The sequence below is a fragment of the Neolewinella aquimaris genome (assembly GCF_014197245.1).
GTDB classification, from domain to species: domain Bacteria; phylum Bacteroidota; class Bacteroidia; order Chitinophagales; family Saprospiraceae; genus Neolewinella; species Neolewinella aquimaris.
This window is the reverse complement of the sequence record NZ_JACIFF010000003.1, coordinates 437143-461357: the sequence shown is the minus strand read 5'-3', so window position 1 is coordinate 461357 and position 24215 is coordinate 437143. Positions and strand designations below refer to the sequence as shown.

The following is a 24215-nucleotide window of genomic DNA, read 5'->3' as shown; positions in this document are numbered from 1 at the left end:
GAACTGCCCCCGGCGTGTGGCGACCGGTATATCTCTCTATTTATCCGCTCTTTATCGTTCCACGTAAAATACCTGATCGTCCTCAAAGAGTGGCTTGCGTTGGTAGCGGAGAAACAACTGCGCGGTGGCCAACACGTCTTTCTCGCAGTATACGGCAATGCGCTCCACGTCGTCTTCTTCCCAGAACACTCGGCCTACATCGCTGCCGTCGATGTCGTCCTTCGGGCTGGGAAACCCGAGTACGGCGGCCAGCAACTTGAGGGAGACGTAGGCCTTGCGGTCGCCGAATTTCCACAGGTCCATCGTATCCACCAGGTGCTTCGTCTCCCAGGGCTTTTTGCCACTGATGTCGAGCAGGGCGGGCAGTTTCTGCTGGTGGGTCACGATCCGGCGACACATGTAGGGCACGTCGAATTCCTTGATGTTGTGCCCGCAGAGGAAGTACTTACCGGGGTCGCCGTAGTACTGGTCGAGCATTTCGTTGAAGTCGGCAAGCAGCTTGGCCTCGTCGCGGCTGGCGAACGACTTCAGGCGGATCTTGAGCTGCTTGTCCTTGTCGCGGTACACGGCTCCGACGCTGATGCAGACAATCTTACCGAACTCGGCGAAGATGGCGGCCTTGTCGGTGTAGGAGGCTGCCAGCTCGTCTTCCGTCAGTTCTTCCCCGTACCGCTTGAGGGCACTGGGGGCTTTATACGCCCAGAGCTTTTGAAAATTTTCGTCCAGCTGCCCGTACGTGGGCTGGCCGCTGACCGTCTCGACGTCTAGAAATAATACCCGGGTAATATCAATCTGCTCGACCATACGTATAGAATAGGGCAACAAGTTATCAACTTATTGCTAAATTTAAAACAATTGTTAGCAAAAAGTTTACTCTTCGCCGATGCGGGCGACCTTATTCAGTTCCCTCAGTAAGTTGCCGATGTTGCTGGTAAAGATGAAGTCGATGCGGCGGTTGCGGGTGCGGCCGTCTTCGGTGGCGTTGCTGCGGGTGGGTCCGTATTCGCCCTGGCTGGCGGCGATGAGCCGGTTGGGACTGACGTAGTAGGCAGTGGCCAGTTCGTCGGCTAATTTGCTGGCACGCAGGGCCCCGTATTTCCAGTTGTCGGTACCCCGCAGGGGGTTGGGCTGGTTGTCGGTATGGCCCACGATGCGCAGTTTCAGTAGGGGGTTCTGCTGCAGGGTTTCGGTGACCAATTTGAGTATGGCCTCACTCCCATTGGCGAGGTAGCCGACCGATCGCGGTCGAAACAGGACCATTTCCTGAATGCTCAAAATGATCTCCCCGGGCATTTCGGCCACCTCGTAATCTTCCGGGGGGAGCTTCGTTTCCAGGGAATCGCTCAAGCGGTTTGCGGCCCGGCGCAGCCCGTCGGAGTACTGCCCGATGGCCAGGGCCTGGGCGTTGATGAGCGAATCGAGCGTACGCTGTCGGTCCAGCAGTCGCCGCCGCAAATCCTCGATTTGTCCGCTCATGTCGGAGTTGGTGGAGCTCAGGCTACGCTGGAGGCGCTCGATTTCGTCGTCCTGAACGAGGAGGCGGTCCTGTAATCGGTTCTGGGTTTCGAGGAGCATGTCGTTGCCGCCCCGGCTGCGTTCGAGGGCGAGGGTGAGTTGCTGAATGGTATCGGCCTGCATCCGCGTCACGGTAGCCAGGCTATCGATCCGGGGCTGATAGCGTTCGGCGGCTTTTTTGGGGGAGATGCAACTGGATAAAACGATGGCCAATAGGCCGTAGATGAGAGGACGCATGGGGTAAAATTAGGGTAAGGCGATGGGATTGAAACGCAATCCGGCCCCGTGTTCTTTTAGCCACGCGTCGTATACGACATAATCCGGCAGGGCACGGGCCACTTCGGCCCAGAAGCGGGCGGAGTGATTCTGCTCTACGAGGTGTGCCAGCTCGTGGATGATCACGGCATCCAGTACCGCGGTCGGCGCCAGCAGCAGGCGGGTGGCCAGGTTGATGTTCCCGACGTGGGAGCACGATCCCCAGCGGGTGTAGGTGTCGCTCAGTTTGACCTTTCTGATCGGCCTGCGGAAGTGCTGTTCGTTCAGTTGCCGTACGCGTTCACTAACGAGGGGAAGGCACTGTCCGGCAAAGTACTTGGCCAGCAACTTCGGGATCACCTTCGTCGTATTTGGGCGGGAATCGCGGGAGCAAAGCAAAATTCGCAAGGAGCCGTGCCCGGTACGCTCGATCTTGTGCAGGCTCTGGTCGTGGGTCTCCAGCTCGATCCGGTAGGCCTCTCCCCGGAAGTCGAAGCGGTACGCACTGGCGGCGGCGGGTACGGCAAAGTGTTGGAACGCCTCGGGCTTTTCACGGGCGGTCTGCTCGGCCCAGGCCATCATTTCCGCAACGCGCCGCTCCCGTTCACCGGCCCGCAATCCGTGGGGCAGGCGGATGTAGAGTGCGCGCTGCCGCACCGAAGCGATGGTCGAGCGCCGCCCGCGCTCGGTGATGATGCGTACCGGGACCGGGAGGCCATCCAAATCAATGATGCTGCGCGTCTCGCTCGTTTTACGGGGCATTACGTGGCGTGTTTTTTAGGTATCCGAATCTTCCCTGACCGCAAACCCCAGTAGCTGCAGGTCTTCGTAAAAATCAGGATAGCTCTTTTCGACCACTCCGGGATTTTCGATCCTGACGGGATGGAGCAATCCGAGCGGAGCCAGGGCCATGGCCATCCGGTGATCGTGGTAAGTCGCGAAGGTGGGGGTGCCGCCGGCAAAGGAGGCTTCTCCCTCCTGGGCAAAGTACTGGATGCCGGTCTTTCCGGACATGCGCGGGGGAATTTTGTAAAGCGACACGCCCAGTTTGCCCAACTCCGCCTTCATAGCCTTGACCCGGTCGGTTTCCTTGATGAACAGGGTCTGCAGACCGGAGTAAAGCCCCTGCACCCCCAGCCCCGCACAGGTAGCCATCAGGGTCTGGGCGATGTCGGGGCACTCCACGAAATTATGCTCGAAGAGGGCGGGAGCCGCCGTACCGTTTGCCTTGGTCAACCGGATACCCGTATCGGTAAACTCGGTTGCAACGCCGAAGTCCTCGTACAGGCGAGCGACTACTGAATCCCCCTGCAGGCTGTCGCGGAAGAGTCCTTCGATTTCCAGGTCCGCCGCTTCGGCCATTGCCGCCAGACTGTAGTAGTAGCTGGCCGCCGACCAATCGGCTTCCACCGTGAAGTCGCGCGCCTGGTAGTACTGGGGGTTGATGACGATGGTCTGCCCCTCCCAGTGGTGGTGGATGCCGAAGTAGCTCATCAGCCCCAGCGTCATATTGATGTAGGGCAGACTCACGATGTCGCCCTCCAGGGTGAGCTTGAGCCCGGTCGGCAGGGTGGGAGCCAGCATGAGCAGACTGGAAATATACTGGCTGCTGGTATTGGCGGCGATGCTGATGCGGTCGGTCTTGTCCAGGGCGCTGTAGCCGATGCGGAGGGGAGGGAACCCTTCCTTTTCCGCGTATTCGATGTTTGCGCCGAGCGCGCGCAGGGCTTCCACCAGGATGCCGATGGGTCGCTCCTTCATGCGCTGGCTACCGGTCAGCAACTGGGTGCCCCGGCGGCGGCAGAGGTAGCCGGTGAGGAAGCGGTAGGTGGTGCCGGCCGGTCCGCAGTCGAGGGTATCCTCTTCGGAATCGATGAGCCGTTGCAGGCGTACGGTATCGTCGGCGGCGGCCAGGCGCTTGATGGCAAAGCCGCCGGGGGTCAGGGCCCGGATGAGCAACGCACGGTTGGCGATGGACTTGGAGCCGGTAAGCTCGACGCGGCCCCGCAGGGGCCCGCCGGGATGGGTGATCTCGAGGGGGGCATTCATGGCGGACAAAGGTAGCTAGTCAGCAGACAAGGACCCACCCGCCCTGAGACAGCGGATAAGGTAGCCTAGGACCTGGAGGGCTTACCCGTAAGTTCTAAATATCATTCTTTGGGGCTTAGCGGGCGGCTACCAGAACAGCATCCGGTATCTTCGGCATCGACACCAAACCGCCCGCAAGAGAATGAGCAACCGCATGAGTCAGGACGAGAGCCTTCGGTTAAAGGCCCTGTTCGAGATGGCGACCGATGGCATCATCACCATGAACAAGTACGGAGTGATCGAGAACGTCAACCGCGCCGCCGGTGAACTATTCGGATACGACCCGGAGGAGCTGCGGGGGCAAAAAGTGAATATCCTGATGGCGGAGTACGATCGCACCCACCACGATGAGTACCTCGAACGCTACCAACGAACCAACGTCCCCCATATCATCGGCATCGGTCGCGAGGTGACCGGTAAGTGCAAAGACGGACGGGAGTTCCCGCTGCGCCTCGCGGTAAGCGAGGTGAAACTCGACGGAGGCATCCTCTATACCGGTATGCTGCACGACCTGAGCAGTTTCAAGTTGGCCCAGAAGCGGGTGGAGGATCTGAATAAAAACCTGGAAGAAAAAGTAAAGGAACGCACGGTGGAACTCCGCCGCCGGGAGGAAGATCTCCAAAATGCGCTCGGGAAAGAACGGGAGCTCAACGAACTAAAGAGCCGGTTCCTGAGCATGGCCAGTCACGAGTTTAAAACTCCCCTCAGCACCATACTCAGCTCGGTGGAGCTGATCGATCTGTACCAGGAGACGGAGCAGCAACCCAAGCGTTCGCGTCACATCGGGCGCATTAAGGCCGCCGTGGGCCAACTCATCGACGTACTCAACGATTTTCTCTCCTTTTCGCAGCTCGAACAGGGGCAGGTAGCGGTCAACATCACTGCGGTAAACATCCGTTCCCTGCTCTCGTCAAGCATCGAAAGCAGTCAGGGACAGTTCCGCTCCGGCCAGGAAGTCACCCTCGATACCAATGGCGCACCCGACCAGATACACACGGATCCCAAGCTGCTCCGGCATGCCGTAATCAACATCATATCCAATGCCGCCAAGTACTCCGGAGACGATGCGCCGATCCACATAGCCGCGGGAGCGGCGGAAGATGGGGTATTCATCAACGTTACCGACCAGGGAATCGGCATCCCCCCCGAAGATCGACCGCACCTCTACGACCGGTTCTTCCGGGCACGCAACGTTGAGAACATCCAGGGTACCGGCCTGGGGCTTAACATCGTGAACCACTACGTGAAACTACTGGGCGGGCGCCTCGATTTCACCAGCACCCTGGGCCAGGGCTCCACCTTCACCATATTTCTTCCCCTAACTATCGACAATGGCAACGGAGACTGAATGCATCTTAATCGTTGAGGACAACCAGGAAGTAAGGGAGAATCTTGCCGAAATATTGGAATTGTACGGTTACCGGATTCGCATTGCTTCCAACGGCCTCGACGGGGCCAAAGCGGCCATCGAGCACCTTCCGGATCTCATTCTTTGCGATGTCATGATGCCGGAGTTGGACGGCTTCGGCGTACTGAACCTGCTCTCGGAAAACGAACGTACCGCCGCCATCCCCTTCGTATTTATTACGGCTAAGACCGACTCGGAAGACATCCGCCGGGGCATGAACCTGGGTGCGGACGACTACATCACCAAACCCTTCTATAAGGACGAACTGCTACAGGTCGTCCGCACCCGCCTAAAAAAGGCCAGAACCCGCGTCAGGGTACTGGAGGGGAATGCTCCAGCCGGAGTACACCTGAGCGACCCGGAACGAGGGCATGCCCGACTAGAAGAATACTTCGCTTCCGAAGGAGAACGACGCGAATTCGAACAGGGTACTATGCTGGTCCGTGAGGGAGAATACCCCCACTTTATCTACCGGATCACGCAGGGACATGTCCACCTGAGCCGCACCCACGAGTACGGCCGCAATTACATTATCGCCGAGGTTGGCAACGGGGAGATGTTCGGCATTTCGAGCGCGCTCGAGCGAAGCCCCTTTCACTATACGGCCAGGGCGGCGTCTCAGCAGGTAGTCGCCCTGTGTCTCCCGATTGCCAAGCTGCTCCACCTCCTGAACAGCGACCGTTTTGTCGCCGAAGCCCTCATGCACACCCTCGCCAGGCGCGTGGTTAACTACAGCGAACGGCTGGTCAACCAGGCGTACGACAGCGTCAGAAGACGCACCGCCCTCGTACTCTGCGACCTGCACCAGCAGTATGCGGAAGGAAAAATCGATCTGTCGCGGGAGGAACTCGCACAAATGGTGGGCACCACGAAGGAAAGCGTGACCCGCGCCCTGTCGGAATTCAAGCGCGACAACATGGTAGAGATCAGCGGCCGGGAAGTACGTGTCACGAAGCCGGACGCGCTCTACACCCTACTGGTGTAGGTACCCGAATCGGTAAGGGGCTATATCCGGAATTCCTCATCGGGACCGAACAGAAACAGCAGATCCCAGAGCGCTTCGCTTACCCGCTCCACCCTAATTTTGACCTGGGCGGGCGACCGCTCCCCTGCATCCCGACGGAATGCCTGTAACTCTTTCGTAAGCCGGTCGTGCGCCGCCCGGAACGGGAGGGGGTCGGACTTGATCCCGGGATAGAACTGGGCAGACGGCTGAATATGCTTGACGTCCTGCCAAACTTCCCGCGCGTCGAGGCCACAGTCCTCGATCTCTTCCCAATCGAATAATTCATCGGTGTGGGAGATCATATAGTCTACTGCCAACCAGGACGCAACGAAGTCGTAAATACTGGCTACGTACAGCTCGTTGAACGAAGCGGGATCGCCCACAGACAATTCGTACACGGCACGGTCCAGTTGCACCGCGGCCAGCACCAGGTCGCCGTCTTCAATGCTGTTGCGGGCATCCTCGTACGCACACTCCGCCATGTCGATATGGTACAGTACGCGGTCGACGGCGTCGGTCGTCATGGGCCGGTACCACTGCTGACGCAGTTGCCGGATCGTAAGGTCGAAGTCCCGTACCGCAGCAACACTTGCTTTGGGCTGTTGAAAATGCACAGCATGCAGCAAGTTGACGTACTGCTGTTCCGCCTGCAGCCCCAGCGCTTGCTGCTCGTCGGTGCAGTGGAGCATAAGCAAGGCCGTGACGGTCAGAACCAGGGTGCGGAGTGGGTAGCGTAGGAAATTCATGCTTCTTCATTTTCACGGTAGGCCCGAACGGCACTTCCCTCCTGCTTGTCGTTGCCCGCGTGTAGGACCAGCACGGGCAACTTGGAACGAAGCGCCAGATCCTGGGTCAGGGAAGCCTTGAGCAGTGCGCGCCAGTGGCTGCGCATCCGATTGACGATGACGATCAGGTCGGCATCGATTTCGTCGGCGTAGTCGAGGAGGCCCTGACTGAGGTCTCCGGCCTTTACGGTGGCAACCTCGAAGGGATAGTTCATGCCGGCATCCTGATCGATCAGCTGCTCCATCAAGTCCCACGGAATGACCCTTCGCTCTCCGTCCGCCTTTGCGTCCTGCACGTGCACGAAGTCCACTTTACTCGCGTACCGGCCGGCCAGTTCGGATAGCTGCCACAGGGGGAAGGGATCGGCGGTGGTGTGGTTGTTCGCCACCACCATGCGGCGAAAGGGACGGTACCGCATGTGGGGTGGCACAATGAATACGGGCCGCTCGCACGCTTCGCTCACGGTCGTGGCCGTGCTACCCAACCACTTGCCGAGGATGGAACGGCTGCTGCGCGGAGCCATGACCACCATCGCGATATCGGGTTTACTGGCGCGCCGTACGATGGCAGCGGCCGGGGTCAGGCTCACCCCCGTCTCGAACGCGAGTTCAACGCCGCAGGGGGGCTCGACCAGGGGATATTCCGTCCCGTCGCCGCTGGGATAAGCGAATTGCCGCAGTCGCTCTTCGTAACTGCCCTGTATCGTACCGTCCCCCCCGATGTACAGGGTTGAACGGGGGTCGATGGAGCCGCTATAGTAGTGCACGAGCACCACGTTGAGGTTCATCTCGCGGGCCAGGTGGAGGCCGAAGCGGTACGCATTGTGGGAGGGGATGCTGAAGTCAGTGGGAATTAGGATGTTTGGCATGGTAGTTGGATTGGATTACCCTCCAAAATTGCGCCCTACCGGCGACCCCGGGACTGTTCGGCATCAGGTGACCGGATGATTCGTATCACTTTTCAGTCGGCGCCCCGGCCGGCGGTCCCGAACCCGATCGGCAACTGTTTCGGTTCGCCGTAGTAGCTCGGATAGTCATCCTCCGATTCCGCGAGGTAGTCCAGCAGGCGTCGAGATGGTCTGGGAGTAGGTTAGATCGCCGGAGCGGCGAAGGGGTAATCCGTGATTACGGCGAGGTAATAGAAAAAGTGATCGCGAATTTCCTCGCTCGGGACGGCCATGAGGCCGTGATCCGCCCGCTGAATCAACTCACCGAATTCTACCAGGGCGACACTAAGCGTCACCCGCGCATTCTCGGCCTGGGCGCTGTAGCGCGTCAGACCCGGAAATAGGTGATCGGAGTAGCCTACCGTGAGAGCAGCGGACTCTTGCCACTTTTCGGCCGCGCGCTCGTAGGCATCCCGGTATTCGTTCCACTCTACCAGGCACATCATCTGGTCGTGACTGATCTCCTCTACCCACTCCCAGGATCGAATGAAATCGTAGAGCACGTCGGCCGGATGATCGATGCCGTACTGGGGCCGCAGATCTTGCAGGGCGTTGCGCAAGTGTTGCAGGTGCATCGCTACGGTTTGGGACTGACCGTTGTCAAGCGACGCATTCAGACCCGTCATCCACAGGTCGAACATTCGGACGACTACCTTCTCCCGGTCGGTCAGCGGCAACGAGACGTATTTCTCACGCAGTTGCCGCCAGCTGTGCTGGGCCAGCGAGTTATAGGCGGTAACCACCGATTTATGGTTCCACTCCGTACCGATCCATACGATCATTAACTGCCGCTCGAGCGGGCTGAAGTCGATGCGTTGATCTTCCGTACAACTCCCGCCGGAGACGGAAGCCAAGGTAGTGAGCAGGAGTACGGCCGTAGTACGTAGCATTACTAACATGTCAAACTTGGTTTAATGGGCAAAAGAGAGTTGTTCCTGAAGTACCAGGATGGGCACCGCGGAAGTCCACACCGCACGCCGGGTATTCGAAGACATCAGCACCCGACTGAGCCAGTGGGAGTCTCGGTGGACGATCGCGAGGAGATCGGCAGCTACCGTCCTGACAAATCCCCGGATCGCCTGATCCACGGAAGCGCCGTCGTTGGACTGAGTGAACAGGTCGTAACGGACGTCGCTAAGCAATTCCTTGACCCGGTCTTCGGGGAAGGCCTTCGGCTTACTGCCGCGGTAGTGAAATACCTTCAGTTCCGTGCCCGCCCGGTCGACCAGGTCGAACAGGGGGTACAGCGTTTCGGCACGTCGGACGGAAATTTCGTCCGTAGTCCACACCATTTTTTGCGGGAACGCGGGTGCAAAGTCACCGGGAACAGCAAGGATGGGAACCGCTACCTCATCCATCAATTCGGTAGTGGTACTCCCAAAAAATTTGGCTGGTATGTAGTGTTCTCCCTGGCACCCCATGACCACCAGGTCGGTATCGCTGTGCTGTATGATGCTCTTCAGCCGGGCCGCCGGCGTTCCGAGCTCCATCCGTACTTCGACGGCTAGGCCCTGCTGCCGCAGCCGTTCGGCCAGGGCGTTCATGTGGGCCTCTCCGTCCCGGTATAGTTCGGCGCTGACTTCACCGATACGCATCGGGTCCATCGGCATAGAGTGGATGTACGCCAGGGTGATCCGCGCGCCGAATTCCGTGGCCAGGATGGCTGCGTAGGCGGTGGCGTTGTCCGCGGCCTTACTGAAATCGGTGGGAACGAGTATGTGTCGCATCAGACTAGTTCTGATTGGTATCGGTAGGAAGGATCAGCAGGGGAATGCGGCAGTGTGTAAGCAGCTTTGCCGTGGTGGTGCCGAAGAACAGACGCACCAGTAGCGAGTGCTGCCGCCGGCCCAGCACCAGCAGATCGATCTGTCGATCGTCGATGTATGTTCCAAGCCGATCGCACAGCTCGCCGGGGGGAATGAGGTCGACCTCCACCGGATAGCCGGGGAAATCATCGTTGAATGCGAGCTGCACTGCCTCCCGCTGGATCCGGTCTTCCCGGCTTTCGTCTTCCCGGATAACGTGGACAAACCGGATGGACACATCGAGGGCAGACCGAAAAAAGTCGAAGCCCCGCTTAGTTTTCCGTAGATCTTCCTCCCGGTCGAAAGCCAGCGCAACATTGGCGATTGCGGGTCGGTCGAATCCCTGAGGAATAACGAGTACCGGACAACTGCTGCGTAGGGTCACGGCCCGCACGATACTTCCGTCGAGCATCGGCCGGTCGCGCTCCAGCCCGGATCCTACTCCCCCCATCACGATGAGTTTCGTTTCGGGATCCCGGGACATTTCGATGATCTGGGATGCCGGATTACCAATGATCGCGCTCTTTTTGACGACCGTAAGGGTGTCGCCCCGCCGCCCGGAAACCGGCGAGTAGAGGAGACTGTTGACGCGAACGAACTCCTCCAGCCTCCGCTCCGCCCGAATCTGGGCTTCCGGTCGCCCCTTCAGTTCGATGAGGGTATCCTGGGAAGTGAAGCCGTCGTAGACGTGTACGACGTGCAGGGTGGACGCGGTGAGCTCGGCAAGGTGATTGGCGTATCCGAGGGCAAAGGCTGAGGTGGGCGAAAAATCGGTGGGGACGAGAACGGTGGACATTGTGTTGGCGGTTGGTGTCCAACAAATATGCCGGGGGGTGACCGGCTTTTCGCTGACACGTGTCATACCGCTATATGATAAAGATCATCAACTGTCGGATACTGCGCCACGACATCAGCATTACCTCCTATTCCTACATGCCGGCGGCGACCCCACGCCACAGCTTTGCGGTCTTGCGCATCAGCTCGTCGGTGAACCCGCGGGGGATAAGGATCACCGGGCACCCGCCGCCGTCCGATACCTGCTGGGCGATACCGCCGAACAGATCGAGCTTTCCCCCGACACCCGTCCCGATACCGCCCATGATGATGAAGGCCACGTTTTCGTCCTGGCTGCGCCACTTGATGTACACCGGCGGCACGCCCTCGGCCAGAATGGTCTCAACCGTATTGATCGCGCTGCTGGAAAAGACGTGCGCCTCGGTAAATTGGCGGAGCTCCTTGCGGAGGGCCTCCCGGGCCGCGGCACGTTCCTCCGGGGTTTCGGGCCGGTTGCTGCTGATCAATGAGTTATACACATGGATCACCGACAGCTGAAGCCCCGTGGCCTCCGACAGGTAAGTGGCAAACCGCAGTGCGGCGGCGGAAGCCGTAGAAAAGTCGACGGGTACGAGTATTTTATTCATGACTGCGCGGTGTTAGTTGTAGCGTGAAGTTCGGCCACAGAAAAATGTCACCGAATGATGCAAATCAGTCTAGATAATGACCCTCATCAACCCCAAGGCTGAGGCTTTCCAAGCCGACCCTGCAATTCCAAGGTTGAGGCTTTCCAAGCCGACCCTGCTCCACCCGCCTTTCAGGGTCGCCCCAGAGGGGCTCAACCTGAGACCATACCAAGGATGAGGCTTTCTAAGCCGACCCTGCAACACCCGCCTTTCAGGGTCGCCCCAGAGGGGCTCAGCCTCAGACCACTCCAAGGATGAGGCTTTCTAAGCCGACCCTGCTCCACCCGCCTTTCAGGGTCGCCCCAGAGGGGCTCAACCTTACCCCCCAGCAATCCTTACCCCATCATCCAGTACAACAACAGATTAGTCAGTATACCGGCCACCAGTCCGCGCACGATTTGCACCTGCCTGCGGTGGGCAGTCGGCCACAACCGGACCATGAAAACAAGCCCCCCGAGCACGCAGCCGGCAACCAGTACCGACGGCACGGTCGACAACGGGAACCCCGACCACCCCAGCACCGAAAGCAGCAGGTCCTCCCCCACGTAAGCGACGAAATAGGTGAGCGCCAGGACCATCCACTTCGTCCCGAACAGGAGACCCGTTCCGGCAATCAGTAGGGTAACGTAAATGGAAATCGCAGTCACGGCATCCCAAAAAATCGGATCAAAGTACGGGGACGGCCCAACGAAGTCCGCTGCCGAATAGGGAAAATGGTAGAGCAACTGGTTCGTCAGCAAGCCCACCGCCAGCAGGCAAAAAACCGAACCATACACCCGCCGGGTGCGCCGGGAAATGAAAGTAGTCTGGGTCATCGTCTGCATTAGTAAGATGGTTGGGATTAGGAAGACCGTTCAATGACCACAAGTAGCCGGCTTTCCCACATTTCTCCCAAATCCATTCTACTACCGGCGGGGTAAGGTCGACGTCCGTCGCAGCCCGTTCGATCCGGTGATCTAAATCACGCCCCGGAATGACGTACGTCACTTGCGGACTTCCCCGTCCACCGGACATTTGTAAAAAGCCTTTCACTTGTCTCTTTTCCAGAAATACGACCGCCCGGTACCCCGCTACACCAGCTACCCGACTGTCCCCTACTGGCAATCCACCGCGCCGTCGGAGCAGGCCTGGCTCGGCGCGATCAACCGGCGACTGTCGGCCTCCCCGGAAATTAGCCTGTACGTCCACCTTCCTTTTTGCGAACGGCTGTGCACCTACTGCGGCTGCAACAAACGCATCACCAATAACCACGCGGTAGAGGGAATATACATCGATGCCGTACTGGCGGAGCTGGCTATTTACAGAAGAACATTGCACCCGCGGCCCCGCCTGAAGGAACTCCACCTCGGCGGCGGTACGCCCACTTTTTTCTCACCGGCCTCGCTGGCCAGGCTCGTCGACGGAATCACCCAAGAACTGGATGTGGCGGAGCAACCCTCCTTCAGTTTCGAGGCCCACCCCGGCAGTACGACGCTGGAACACCTGCGCGTGCTGGCCGAACGGGGATTCAACCGGATCAGCATCGGTGTACAGGACTTCAGTCCCGCGATCATGCGGCTCATTAACCGATGGCAAACGGAAGCCGACGTGATCCGTACCATCGAAGACGCCCGACAATCCGGTTACCAATCCGTCAACTTCGACCTGATCTACGGACTACCCCGGCAGGCAATCCGCGACGTGGTGTACACGGCCGAAAAAGTACACGACCTGCGTCCCGACCGGATCGCTTTTTACGGCTACGCTCACGCACCCTGGGTCAGTCCGGGACAGCGCGCCTACGCCGAGTCTGACCTGCCGCGCGGCCGGGAAAAATGGAACCTGTACACCATCGGCCGCAGCCTGTTGGAAGAGGCGGACTACCGGGACATCGGCCTCGATCACTTCGCCCAACCCGGGGACGAGCTGTACCGCGCGCACAACAACGGCACCCTGCACCGCAACTTTATGGGGTATACCACGGCCAGCAGCCCGGTTACCCTGGCCCTGGGTTGTTCTGCCATCGGCGACAGTTGGGACACTTACGTCCAGAACGAAAAACAAGTAGAGGCATACCAGTACGCGGTGCTCGTGCAGGGCAAACTGCCCATCGTGCGTGGCCACCAGCTTACGGACGAGGAGCAAATCGTGCGCCGCCACATCCTGAACCTCATGTGCCGCGGCTACACGGATTGGAAGGACGAAAACCTTCAGTGCCCGGCACTCGACCGCGCCGTGGAGCAGTGGAACGAGATGGCCGTCGACGGTATCGTAAGGCGCTCCCCCTACCGGGTGGAGGTGACCGCGGCCGGACGGCCCTTCCTGCGCAACATTTGCCTGCCGCTCGACGACCATTACTGGGAGAAGCAGCCCGGCCGTGTGGCGGGTAGCACCCCGCTTGCTACTGAGCTAGAGTTTTACGACCGGCAGATACCCGAACTCACCATCCAGAATGCGATAGATTCCCGTAGATAGACCGGTGAGGTCCAGTCGGTAAGTATTGGTGCCACTGCGCTTCATCCTTCCGCTAAGATCGATGGATCGGCCCAGGGGATCCAGTACGCGGGGAAGTTGCTCGGAAGTGGTGGTCGTAAATTCCAGCACGCCGGCGGTGGGGTTTGGAAAGGCTACCGGGCCAGTTCGGCTGCTGCTACCCTTGTGGACGGCAACTTTGGCTATGAGTGAATAGGTGTATGTCTGCCCGAAATCGACCTGCCGTAGCCGGTAAAATGAAGTGCCGGTGAGCGGATTGCGATCCGTAAAGTCATACCGATTGGTGCTTGCGGAGGTACCACTTCCGGTTACTCGTCCAAGTGCTTCCCACGCGCTGCCGGTTGCCGATCGCTCCACCTCGAAGTAGTCGTTGTCGATTTCCGTGGCGGTGGTCCAGTTGAGGTTTACCTGACCGTTTTCGGGGATGGCGGCGAAGTCAGTCAGTTCGATGGGCAATTGTGTCTGAAAGTTGGGCTCCTGCAGCAGCAGATTATCCATCAGCGCGTTTCCTTTTCCGCCTCCGTCCATGAGGGTACCGATTACGATTTCGCCGTCGTCGGTCCAGCAGAGATCCTGATTGGGGGTTTCGGTACCGGTGTTTGTCCAGAGTTGGGTGTTGTCTCGGTACAGGGTGCCTACGCCGGAGGTAGGGTCGTAGGTAAAGCGATAGTTACGGTAAACGTCGTCGTCGGCGATGGAAAAATTCGGCGAACTGATCACCGCGGAACATCCGCCCCCGGCTTCGGTAACCCGGTATTTGACGTTCATGTCATTTGCCCCCATGATGAAATTACCCCGCTTGAAGATCGTGGCCGTCGTCTCATCGCGCTGGTAGTCGAAGGACAGGTCGATTCCCTTCACGTTGAATTGGGCTACGGAGGGAATGGTCAGTAGAATATCCTGCTTATTGGTACCACCGCCCGGGGTAAGTCCCTTCGAATTTCCATCTATGCGGGTCTTGGTATTAGCGAAGGAACCGACCGAGGTTGCGTTGGGACCGACGACCGCAACCTTAGGATCGGTATTCTCCCAGTTGTAGTATAGTACTATAGTTTGGGCTTTGGCGGCGAATGAAAGGGTGAAACACAGGAAGAGAAAGTACAGATTCTTCATGGAGTGTAGTGTAAAGGTGAGCGGGCAAAGCGGTCCCGGCATCCTTGCTCTGAAGGAACCAAGGCATCAGGAAACTCGAAAATCAGGAATGGAGGAGGGGGACCGTTATTGCACCAGCTAAGAAAGCGACAAGGGTGATTTACTGTCGAAAATTCGGCAGTAAGTAGTCCGGTCAGTTTACGAATTTGGACACGGAATCCCATTAACGCCAAGCAGCCGGACCCTCGTATATGTTAATTCAACTCTGGTTGAAAAAGAAGCGGTAATTCTTCAAAATCGACTCAGATCCCCTAACCCGATCCGCCCCTCGTAAATCGCCTTCCCCACGATCACCCCGTAGCAGTCCAGCGCAGCCAGCGCGTCCAGGTCTTCGGTCGTGGTCACTCCCCCGCTAGCGATCAGGTTCACCTCCGGCTGTTCCCGACGGATGCGGGCGTACAGCTCGCGGGCCGTCCCCTGCAGCAGCCCGTCCTTACTTACGTCGGTACAGATGGTATACTTCACCCCCCGCTCCACGTAATCCGCCAAAAACTCAAACAGCTCCCGGTCGCTGGCCTCCTCCCAGCCGCTTACGGCGATCTTATCACCGCGCACGTCAGTCCCCAGAATAATCCGCTCCGGCCCGAAGCGCTCCAACCACCCCAGAAATACTTCCGGCTGCTTCACGGCAATCGTTCCCCCGGTCACCTGGTGGGCTCCCGCCTCGAAGGCCACCCGCAAATCCTCGTCGCTCTTCATCCCCCCACCCCAGTCGATCTTCAACTTCGTTCCCCCGGCAATCCGCTCCAGCACCTTATGGTTGACGATCCCGCCACCCCGCGCCCCGTCCAGGTCCACCACGTGCAACCGCTCCAGCCCCGCCGCCTCAAACTCCCGCGCCACCGCCAGCGGATCTTCATTGTAAACCGTCTTCCGCGCATAATCGCCCTGCGTCAGGCGCACGCACTTACCATCAATCAAATCAATCGCGGGAATAATAAACATAGCGCTCACTTTAATTTAAAGCCCCAAGGTAACCACCCCCCTCAATCCCTCTCCCCTTCACCCCCTCACTCCTTCTCCCCTTCACTCCCCCACCACCACCGTCCACTTCCTCACCCACCACCGCTTCACCAGCCCGTTCTTGACGTACGGATCCTCCCGGGCGAATTCCTCCACCGTATCCTGATGTTTGCAGCGGAACACCAGGGCAGCCCCGTCGATTGGGTCGTAGGCGCCGGCCATCAGGAGCGTCCCCTCCTCCTGTGCCTTTCTGAGCATATTCAGGTGGGTATCGCGGTAGGGTTGCCGGCGCTCTTCGTAGCCGTCGGCCGTTTCGTAGAATAGAATGTAGTAGTTCATATCAGCTAAACAGTTCTTGCTTGACGTGTTCCCGGTAACTGCCGCCAATGGGAATTTTTGCTCCCCCGATGTGCAACATGTTTCCCTCCAGGACCTCGACCTTGTCCTTCGCTACGATGTACGACTTGTGTACCCGCAGGAAGTTGGCCGGCAGTTCTTCCTCCAATTGCTTCAGGGAGCCCAGCGCGAGGGTGCGCCCGGTAGGGGTATGGTAAGCGACGTACTCCCGCATGCTCTCGATGTAGAGGATATCGGCGTGGGGAATGCGGTAGGTTTTTCGGTCCGAGCGGACCAACTGGTAGGGCGGGGCGTCACTCTGGGGCGGCGGCGCGCCGGAGCGGGCTACATCGGAAAAGCGGTATTCTCTGGCCTTACCCACCGCGCGGACGAAGCGTTCAAAACTGAATGGCTTGACCAGGTAGTCCACCACGTCGAGTTCAAAGCCCTCCAGTGCATAATCGCTGTAAGCGGTGGTCAGGATCACGGCGGGCGGGCGGCGCAGGGTACGCAGAAAGTCGAGCCCGGTCATTTCCGGCATCTGAATGTCGAGAAAGAGCAGATCGATCTCGTGCTCCCGTAGGATGTCCATGGCCGCTACCGGATTGTTCGCTTCCCCCACCACCCGCAGGTCGCTTAGGCGATCACAGTAGGAACCGACTAACCGGCGGGCCAGTTCTTCGTCGTCGACGATCAGGCAGTTGATGGGGTTCACGTTAGTTGGAGGTTCAGGGTGACGGCAAAACGTTCCTCGGCTGACTCGATGCTCATTTGGTGCCGGTTCGGGTACAGGAGTTCCAGCCGCTTGCGGACATTATCCAACCCGATCCCCCCTACACCGTCCAACGGGGTGGGGATCGCGGGGACGCTATTGATCACCGTGAATTCAATGCCCTGCGACGTCGTTGCCAGGTTGATCTCGATAAAGCCCACCCCAATATCCTCCACGCGGCTGTGCTTAAAGGCGTTCTCCACGAAGGGAATCAGCAGGAGGGGGGCGATCGGCAGGTTCGGACGGCTGTCGTCCAGGTCAGCGGTGATGTTCATTCCCCGACTGTCCTTCAGTTGCAGCAGCGCGATGTAGTTGCGGATGTATTCGATCTCCCGGCTGAGGGCTACTGCTTCCGTTTCCGAATCATACAGCATGTACCGAAGCATACCGGAGAGGCGGAGGAGACTTTCCGGAGCCTTCTCGTCCCGCAGCAGGGTCAGGGTATAGATGTTGTTGAGGCTATTGAAGAGGAAGTGGGGGTTGACCTGCGACTTCAGAAACTTGAGCTCCGTAGTCAGCTGCTCCCGCTGGGCCTGCACGGCCTGTTTCTCCCGGTAGCCGGCGTAGCGCATCACCTCGATCAGGGAAGAACCCAGAAAGGCCGTCGCCACGGGCAGCAAGTACCGTAGGGTGGCCATACCCATTCCGCGCGGACGTGCACCCCGTCCGAAATCGATCGGAAAGGCCCGGTCGGGTACCGAGCCGTATTGCAGGATCAGTGTAGCCGCAGCGACTAGGGCCGCTCCCGCCACCACGTACCAGCCCCGCCGGTCGGAAAAGTAAAGCCGGGGAAGCAGTACCGCCCCGTTAATGATCACTACCGCAGCAATAGCGACCAGCAGTGGCCACAGGCGGCGAAAGAAGCGCAACGGTGCATCGTTCCCGCCGCCAAGAATCATAAAGACCACCACCCACAGACCTACCCAGGCCAGGGCCTGCAGGGCGATCCGCGAGAGTTTTAGTCTTTCCATGGGGCAAAGGTCGCCCGTGGGGGGCGGGGATTAAAGTCCGTTTCGACCTGTTCATTGATGAAACCGGCCCGTTGATTGAAAAGAATTGCGGAGGGCAGTCGGCCGCGGCACTTTTGTATCACAAACCGCGGGAACGCCCGCTTCTTCAATCATCATCAAAACCAAATCACGATGAAAACTACAAAAGCAATCTTATTCTCCCTCTTCTTCGTCCTGGCCGTCGGCTCCGTCAGCGCGCAGCGCGGCGGCAACCACGACCCCGTAGCCCAGGCCGAGCAACAAACCGAACACCTTACCGAGGTACTCGAGCTCACCCCCGAACAGACCGAACGCGTAAAGGCGATCAACCTGCAGTTCGCCGAAACCGTGAAGGGTGCCCGTGAGGAAATCGGCGACGAACGCGCGGCCATGCGTGAAATCGTGGAGAAGGCCAACGAAGCCCGCAGGGAGGAAATGAAGTCCGTGCTCAACGACGAGCAACTGGTCAAACTCGAAGCCCTGGAAGCCGACCGCGAGCGTCGTCAGGAAAACGGCAAGAAAGGCGGCCGCAAGGGTGGTAAGGACCGGAGCTGATTTCACCCGTAGCGACGGCCTTCAGCCGTTACGCTGCCTGGCATATCCGGGTGGGGTGACGGCTGGAGGCCGTCGCTAAATTAATAGCGTGACGGCTGAAGGCCGTCGCTACTTGACTATGCGAATCACCTTACTACTACTTATTGTTGTCGGAATTCCTGGCGTAATTCTGGCCCAAACCGTCCGCGGTCATGTCGTGGATGCCGGCGAGACGCTGCCCCTGCCCGGTGCGTACATCAGCTTAGCGGTTGCCGGCGAATCGGCTCCGGTACGCCAGACTACTACGGATGCGGACGGTGATTTTGTGCTTGCCCCGGTTTCTCCCGGAAGCTACCGACTCACCGTCAGCTTTCTCGGCTACCGCACCGAAGAGCTGCTACTTACGGTAACGGATACCGACCTACAACTACCCACCTTCAAGCTCGTGCCGGGCATTGAACTCGATGAGGTGGAGGTCACCGAAGCCGTCGTGCCCGTCCGCCAGCGCGGCGATACGACCGAGTTCAACGCCGACGCCTACAAAACCATGCCGGACGCCACGGCCGAGGACCTCATCGAAAAGATGCCCACCATCACCATTACTGACGGCAAGGTGCAGGCCCAGGGGGAAGACGTGGCGCGGGTACTCGTAGACGGACGTCCCTTCTTCGGCAACGACCCCACCGCCGCCCTGCGCAACCTGCCGGCGGAAGTGATCCAGCGCATTGAAGTATTCGACCAGCAGAGCGACCAGGCTGAGTTTACCGGCTTCGACGATGGAGAAACCACTAAAACGGTAAACATCATCACCCGTCCGTCCATGCGCAACGGAGAGTTCGGCAGCGGATACGCGGGCTACGGCACCGACGATCGCTACTCCGTGGGCGGCAACCTCAACTGGTTCGACGACGATCGCCGCATCTCCGTGGTGGGGCTCTCCAACAACGTAAGCAAGCAAAACTTCTCCTCGGAGGACCTTCTCGGCGTAACCAGTTCGGCCTCCAGCGGACGCGGGCGGAGGGGACCGGGCGGCGGAGGCGGAGGCGGCGGGCAACGCGGGAGCGACGGCGGCGGCCCGGAAAGCAACACGGCCAGCGATTTCCTCGTCAGCGACCAGGCGGGGATCGTAGCCTCCGACGCGTTCGGCATCAACTACTCCAATAAGTGGAGCGACAAACTGGAAGCCACGGGCAGCTACTTTTTCAACCGGGCGGACAGCTACACCGAAAGCGACATCAGCCGGCAGTTCTTCGACGCGGAGGAGCTACGGGAAACCTACCTGGAGGAAGGAGTAACCACCAGCACCAACACCAACCACCGCTTCACCGGAAAACTGGAGTACGCCCTCGACGAGCGAAACTCCTTTATCTACCGCCCCCGCCTGACCTGGCAGGGCAATACCGGTACGGAAAGCATCTTTGGGCAAACCCTAGACAGCGGCCAGCTGCTGAACGACAACCAGAGCGACTACACCGCCGACCTCACGGCCCTCAATTTTTCCAACAACCTGCTCTGGCGCCACCGCTTCGCCACCCGGGGCCGTACGCTTTCCGTCAACCTCAGCGGCGGCATCAGCCCGAACGACGGCAGCAGCTACCTGAATTACGTAAGCACGTCGGCCACCGATACGCTCGCTAACGAGCAAGTCGACCAGCAGTCGCTCCTTGATACGCGACAGTGGAACGGGGGCCTTAATGTCCGGTATACCGAACCCCTCAGCCGCTCCGCCATGCTGCTTTTCTCCGCCGCCACCGGCTACCGGCGGGAAGACAGTGAAACGTTCACCTACGACCTGGACCCCACCAACGAAGCATACACCGCCCTGAATTCCACCCTGAGCTACGTGTTCGTCAACGACTACTTCACCCAGGAAGTGGGCACGGGAATCAACTACCGCAGGGGCAGCCTGAACGCTAGTGCCTCCGCCGGACTACAGTACGCTAGCCTGGCCGGCGATCGCAGCTACTGGACGGTGCTCCCCACGCTCCGCCTGCGGTACCGTACCGGTAATTCGGGTAACCTGACTGCCCACTACCGTAGCCGCACCGAACTGCCGTCGATCCTGCAGTTGCAGGAGGTGATCGACAACTCCAATCCGCTCTTCCTCACCACGGGCAATGCCGACCTGCTCCCCGCCACGGACCATAACTTCACGGCCCGCTACAACCTGACCGACACGGAACGCTCCAGCGTCTTCTTCGCCCTGCTCGGAGGAAGCTACACGGCCAACGCAATCGTCAACAGCACCACCCTCTCCGAATCAGCCGGCGGTGTACAGCTTACCCGCCCCGTAAATTTGGACAACGACTGGACCCTGCGCGCCCTGACTACCTACGGCTTCCCGGTCGGGGTGCTGGGCAGCAACCTCAATGTCGATCTATCGACTAATCTGCGCAACGCCCCCGGCCTGATTGACGAACAGCTCAATAATGCCCTTACCACCACCACCGGCCTGGGCCTCACCTTGAGCAGCAACATCAGTGAGCGCATCGACTTCACCCTCTCCTCCCGCAGTAGCATGAACTGGGTCCGCAACGACCTGCAACTTGCCAGTAACAACGACTTCTTCCAGCAGCGCAGTCGGGTGAAATTCAGCTGGCTCCCCGGGGAGAAGATCGTAGTGCGTACCGACCTTACCCACCAGCTCTACCGGGGCCTGGAGGAGAGTTTCGACCAGGACTACCTGCTCTGGAATGCCAGCATCGGTATGAAGGTGATGGAAAACGACCGGGGTGAAATCAGCCTGAATGCCTTCGACATACTAGGGCAAAATACCGCCCTGACCCGCAGCGTGACCGAAACCTACACCGAAGATATTCGGACGAACGCCCTGCAGCAGTATTTCATGCTGAGCTTCAAGTACGACCTGCGCCGCTTCCAGTAACGTGCCCACGTAGTCTGCTTTTCCGAATTTGCCCGGCTCCCGCGCGCCGCCGCCCTAAAGTCCCGTTAACGAAAGTCCGTTGTCCAAACAATTAGCGCCCTGGCGCGTCATACTTGCTTAAATCAAGTCTTGATGTACAGATCCGCGATTCTGAGTCTGCTGGCCACCCTGCTGCTGGCCGTAAGCTGCAACACCACCCGTCCGACGGTCGACCCCGTTCAAACCACGCCCGCCCCGGTAGAGGAACCGGCCATCACCGAAACGCGGGACCTGGACACGATGACCGTCACCCCCGAAGCCAACGGCACGATCACCGAGGAAGAGATGGAGGGGACTCCGGAACCCACGGAAACGCGGGTAGCGCCCCGCGCCATTGCCTTCACCCGCGTCAACGACCTGATGCACACCAAGTTGGAGATCAGCTTCGACTGGGAGCAGGAAATGGTGATCGGTAAAGCCACCCTACGCCTGAGGCCGATCTTCAAGCCGGCTACGGAGGTTACCCTGGATGCGAAGAATTTTGAGTTCAAGTCCATCACTTCCGCCAGTGGTGAGCCGCTGGAGTACAGCTACGGCGAGGACAAGCAGCAGGTGACCATCCAGCTGGATAAGGTGTATACCCGCGGAAAGGAGTTTACCGTGGTGATCGACTATACGGCCATCCCCCACGACGCGGGCGGTGCCGGTGAGGCCATTACCTCCGACAAGGGCCTGTTTTTTATCAACCCCCGCGGAGAGGAGGGCGATAAGCCCCGCCAGATCTGGACACAGGGAGAGACCGAAAACAACAGCCGCTGGTTCCCGACCATCGACAAACCTAACGAACGTACCACCCAGGAAATCTACGTCACCGTCGAGGATGAATACAAAACCCTCTCCAACGGCACCCTTGTGAGCTCCACGCCCGCCGGCGACGGCATGCGGACCGACTACTGGAAGATGGACATCCCCCACGCCCCCTACCTCTTTGCCCTGATTGTGGGTGATTTCGAGATCGTGGAAGACGAACCCTGGAAAGGCAAACCCGTCAACTATTACATGGAGCCCAAGTACGCCGACCACGCCAAGGCGATCTTCCCCCACACCCGCGAGATGCTGACCTTCTTCAGCAACCTGACCGGCGTGGAGTATCCCTGGCCGAAATACAGCCAGGTGGTCGTGCGCGACTACGTTAGCGGCGCGATGGAGAATACCACCGCCGTGATCTTCGGCGAGTACATGAACGGCACGGCCCGCGACCTGATCGACGTAGACCAGAACGAAAAGGTCGTGGCCCACGAGATGTTTCACCACTGGTTCGGCGACTACGTGACCTGCGAAAGCTGGTCGCAACTGACCCTCAACGAGGGATTTGCCAACTACAGCGAGTACCTGTGGATGGAGAAGAAGTACGGCCAGGACGCCGCTGACTATCACCTGATCAACGAGTGGCAGGGCTACTTCGGCTCCGTCCGCAACGGCGAGCCCCACGAGCTGATCTGGTACGACTACGACGACAAAGAGCAAATGTTTGACGCCCACAGCTACAATAAGGGCGGCTCGGTGCTGCACATGCTGCGTAGCTACGTGGGCGACGAAGCCTTCTTCAGCAGCCTGAACAACTACCTCGAACAGAATAAGCTTTCCGCCGTCGAGATCGATGAACTGCGCATGGCCTTCGAGGACACTACCGGCGAGGACCTGAGCTGGTTCTTCGAGCAGTGGTTCCATAAGGCGGGACATCCACAGCTCAGCATCACGACCGACTACGCCGACGGCAGCGTATCGCTTACCGTGGAGCAGACCCAGGCGACGGACTACAACGTTCCCGCTGTTTTCCGCCTCCCGGTCGACATCGCGGTGTACACCAACGGCACACCCGAAATTCATTCAGTAGTCATCGATCAACGCGAGCAAACTTTTACCTTCCCGGTCGCCGCCAAGCCCGACGTCGTGATCTTCGACCCCACCCACCAGTTGCTGGCCGAATACGACTACGAGAAGTCACCAGAGGAACTCGCCGCCCAGTACCGCTACGCCCCGGCCTTCCTCGACCGCTATAGCGCGGTGGGACGCCTCTCGATGCTCGAGGGCAACGATACGCTGCGAGAGGAAATCCTGACGGCAGCCCTGCAGGATACCTTTTACGCCATTCGTGGCACGGCACTCCAGAGCCTGGAAGCGCCCACCCCAGTCCAGCTCGACCTGATCCGGGAGATCGCACGCAACGACAATCACTCCCAGGTACGTGTCACCGCGATCATGCTGCTCACGGAAGCGGTAGACGAGCAACTCCCCGAGATTGCCGCCGCCGCTATGGAAGCCCAGCCCTACACCGTTGTGGCCGCCGGCCTGCAGGCTATGGTCGCCACCGATGCCGACGCCGCCGCCCGGGCCGCCGAGCAACTCGAAGCGATCGACAATGCCAGCATCAGCGGGGCGCTGGCCGCCCTGTACAGCGAAACGGGTGCCCTGGAGAAGCTTCCCTACCTGGAGCAGCGACTGGCAACCACCGACGGCTACGAAGCGATCTCCCTCTATACCGCCTACCAGGCCCTGCTGGCGAAGGGAGCTTCGGCACAGCAAACGAGTGGCGTGGCGATCCTCAAGGACCTGGCCCTCGACCAGTCGCAGAGCCCCTGGCGCCGCCTGGCCGCTACCAAGGCCATCAGTGACCTGCGCAACGACCTTTCTACCCGGGTAGAGGAGGCAACCGAAGACGCCGACCTGAATAAGCTCATCATGGAAATGGGCAACAGCCTGGAGACGATCAAGGCCACCGAAACGAACGCGGAGCTCAAGAGCATTTACCAGCAGTTCTGAGCGGGTAGACTGCATGGCGGAACTTTCTATCTTTGCCGCCAT

General features: G+C 59.4%; 22 protein-coding genes. 6 read left to right on the top strand and 16 right to left on the bottom strand.

What is annotated here, in order from left to right; genetic code table 11:
• Positions 1–51 precede the first annotated feature (51 nt).
• The 4 genes from GGR28_RS08530 to GGR28_RS08515 all read right to left on the bottom strand — a co-directional run bounded on the left by GGR28_RS08530 (position 52) and on the right by GGR28_RS08515 (position 3819).
• Positions 52–804, bottom strand: a complete 753-nt coding sequence (locus tag GGR28_RS08530) for a ribonuclease H-like domain-containing protein (protein WP_183495340.1) — start codon at positions 802–804, stop codon at positions 52–54.
• A gap of 66 nt (positions 805–870) precedes the next feature.
• On the bottom strand, positions 871–1752 hold the full coding sequence (locus GGR28_RS08525; RefSeq protein ID WP_183495339.1) for an OmpA/MotB family protein: 882 nt from the start codon (positions 1750–1752) through the stop codon (positions 871–873).
• Between the two features lie 9 nt (positions 1753–1761).
• Positions 1762–2532 carry a M48 family metallopeptidase gene (locus tag GGR28_RS08520; protein WP_183495338.1) on the bottom strand — a complete coding sequence of 257 codons (771 nt, stop codon included), beginning with the start codon at positions 2530–2532 and terminating at the stop codon, positions 1762–1764.
• A 15-nt stretch (positions 2533–2547) separates the two neighbouring features.
• Positions 2548–3819, bottom strand: a complete 1272-nt coding sequence (locus GGR28_RS08515) for a 3-phosphoshikimate 1-carboxyvinyltransferase (protein ID WP_183495337.1) — start codon at positions 3817–3819, stop codon at positions 2548–2550.
• A gap of 181 nt (positions 3820–4000) precedes the next feature.
• Here GGR28_RS08515 and GGR28_RS08510 point away from each other — a divergent pair, with 181 nt between their 5' ends.
• Together GGR28_RS08510 and GGR28_RS08505 are read left to right on the top strand one after the other, a co-directional pair.
• The gene (locus GGR28_RS08510) at positions 4001–5206 is read left to right on the top strand and encodes a PAS domain-containing sensor histidine kinase (protein ID WP_183495336.1); all 1206 of its coding nucleotides are present in this window, start codon (positions 4001–4003) and stop codon (positions 5204–5206) included.
• Complete coding sequence (locus tag GGR28_RS08505; RefSeq protein ID WP_183495335.1) at positions 5190–6251, top strand: response regulator; 1062 nt, start codon at positions 5190–5192, stop codon at positions 6249–6251. Before GGR28_RS08510 ends, GGR28_RS08505 begins: the two co-directional genes overlap by 17 nt.
• A gap of 20 nt (positions 6252–6271) precedes the next feature.
• On the opposite strand, the gene GGR28_RS08500 is transcribed toward GGR28_RS08505, so the two are convergent.
• The 7 genes from GGR28_RS08500 to GGR28_RS08470 form a co-directional block, all read right to left on the bottom strand.
• Complete coding sequence (locus tag GGR28_RS08500; RefSeq protein ID WP_183495334.1) at positions 6272–7018, bottom strand: hypothetical protein; 747 nt, start codon at positions 7016–7018, stop codon at positions 6272–6274.
• Positions 7015–7926 carry a universal stress protein gene (locus GGR28_RS08495; protein WP_183495333.1) on the bottom strand — a complete coding sequence of 304 codons (912 nt, stop codon included), beginning with the start codon at positions 7924–7926 and terminating at the stop codon, positions 7015–7017. The genes GGR28_RS08500 and GGR28_RS08495 overlap by 4 nt, the downstream gene beginning before the upstream one ends.
• A gap of 221 nt (positions 7927–8147) precedes the next feature.
• On the bottom strand, positions 8148–8903 hold the full coding sequence (locus tag GGR28_RS08490; RefSeq protein WP_183495332.1) for a hypothetical protein: 756 nt from the start codon (positions 8901–8903) through the stop codon (positions 8148–8150).
• Between the two features lie 12 nt (positions 8904–8915).
• Positions 8916–9731, bottom strand: coding sequence for a universal stress protein (locus GGR28_RS08485; protein WP_183495331.1), 816 nt, complete (start codon positions 9729–9731; stop codon positions 8916–8918).
• A 4-nt stretch (positions 9732–9735) separates the two neighbouring features.
• Entirely contained in the window at positions 9736–10605 is an 870-nt protein-coding gene (locus GGR28_RS08480; RefSeq protein WP_183495330.1) for a universal stress protein, read from the bottom strand.
• A 133-nt stretch (positions 10606–10738) separates the two neighbouring features.
• Positions 10739–11230, bottom strand: a complete 492-nt coding sequence (locus tag GGR28_RS08475; RefSeq protein WP_183495329.1) for a universal stress protein — start codon at positions 11228–11230, stop codon at positions 10739–10741.
• A gap of 374 nt (positions 11231–11604) precedes the next feature.
• Positions 11605–12084: a hypothetical protein gene (locus GGR28_RS08470; RefSeq protein WP_183495328.1), complete on the bottom strand. Its 480-nt coding sequence runs from the start codon at positions 12082–12084 to the stop codon at positions 11605–11607.
• 217 nt (positions 12085–12301) lie between these two features.
• On the opposite strand from GGR28_RS08470, the gene hemN reads away from it, so the two are divergent.
• Positions 12302–13723: an oxygen-independent coproporphyrinogen III oxidase gene (gene hemN, locus GGR28_RS08465; protein ID WP_183495327.1), complete on the top strand. Its 1422-nt coding sequence runs from the start codon at positions 12302–12304 to the stop codon at positions 13721–13723.
• On the opposite strand, the gene GGR28_RS08460 is transcribed toward hemN, so the two are convergent.
• From GGR28_RS08460 to GGR28_RS08440, 5 genes are all read right to left on the bottom strand, one after another.
• Positions 13658–14854 (bottom strand): T9SS type A sorting domain-containing protein, encoded by a 1197-nt coding sequence (locus GGR28_RS08460; protein ID WP_183495326.1) that lies wholly within the window; start codon positions 14852–14854, stop codon positions 13658–13660. The genes hemN and GGR28_RS08460 overlap by 66 nt on opposite strands.
• Positions 14855–15124: 270 nt before the next feature.
• Positions 15125–15838, bottom strand: a complete 714-nt coding sequence (gene hisA, locus GGR28_RS08455) for a 1-(5-phosphoribosyl)-5-[(5-phosphoribosylamino)methylideneamino]imidazole-4-carboxamide isomerase (RefSeq protein WP_183495325.1) — start codon at positions 15836–15838, stop codon at positions 15125–15127.
• Between the two features lie 81 nt (positions 15839–15919).
• Positions 15920–16195 carry a YciI-like protein gene (locus GGR28_RS08450; protein ID WP_183495324.1) on the bottom strand — a complete coding sequence of 92 codons (276 nt, stop codon included), beginning with the start codon at positions 16193–16195 and terminating at the stop codon, positions 15920–15922.
• A 1-nt stretch (position 16196) separates the two neighbouring features.
• Positions 16197–16907, bottom strand: coding sequence for a LytR/AlgR family response regulator transcription factor (locus tag GGR28_RS08445; protein WP_221233842.1), 711 nt, complete (start codon positions 16905–16907; stop codon positions 16197–16199).
• Positions 16904–17935, bottom strand: coding sequence for a sensor histidine kinase (locus GGR28_RS08440; protein ID WP_183495323.1), 1032 nt, complete (start codon positions 17933–17935; stop codon positions 16904–16906). The genes GGR28_RS08445 and GGR28_RS08440 overlap by 4 nt, the downstream gene beginning before the upstream one ends.
• Before the next feature lie 171 nt (positions 17936–18106).
• Between GGR28_RS08440 and GGR28_RS08435 the strand changes: the two genes are divergently transcribed.
• The 3 genes from GGR28_RS08435 to GGR28_RS08425 all read left to right on the top strand — a co-directional run bounded on the left by GGR28_RS08435 (position 18107) and on the right by GGR28_RS08425 (position 24173).
• Positions 18107–18508, top strand: a complete 402-nt coding sequence (locus GGR28_RS08435; protein WP_183495322.1) for a Spy/CpxP family protein refolding chaperone — start codon at positions 18107–18109, stop codon at positions 18506–18508.
• Between the two features lie 118 nt (positions 18509–18626).
• The gene (locus GGR28_RS08430) at positions 18627–21371 is read left to right on the top strand and encodes an outer membrane beta-barrel protein (RefSeq protein WP_183495321.1); all 2745 of its coding nucleotides are present in this window, start codon (positions 18627–18629) and stop codon (positions 21369–21371) included.
• A gap of 132 nt (positions 21372–21503) precedes the next feature.
• Positions 21504–24173 carry a M1 family aminopeptidase gene (locus GGR28_RS08425; RefSeq protein WP_183495320.1) on the top strand — a complete coding sequence of 890 codons (2670 nt, stop codon included), beginning with the start codon at positions 21504–21506 and terminating at the stop codon, positions 24171–24173.
• The last annotated feature ends 42 nt before the right edge of the window (positions 24174–24215 follow it).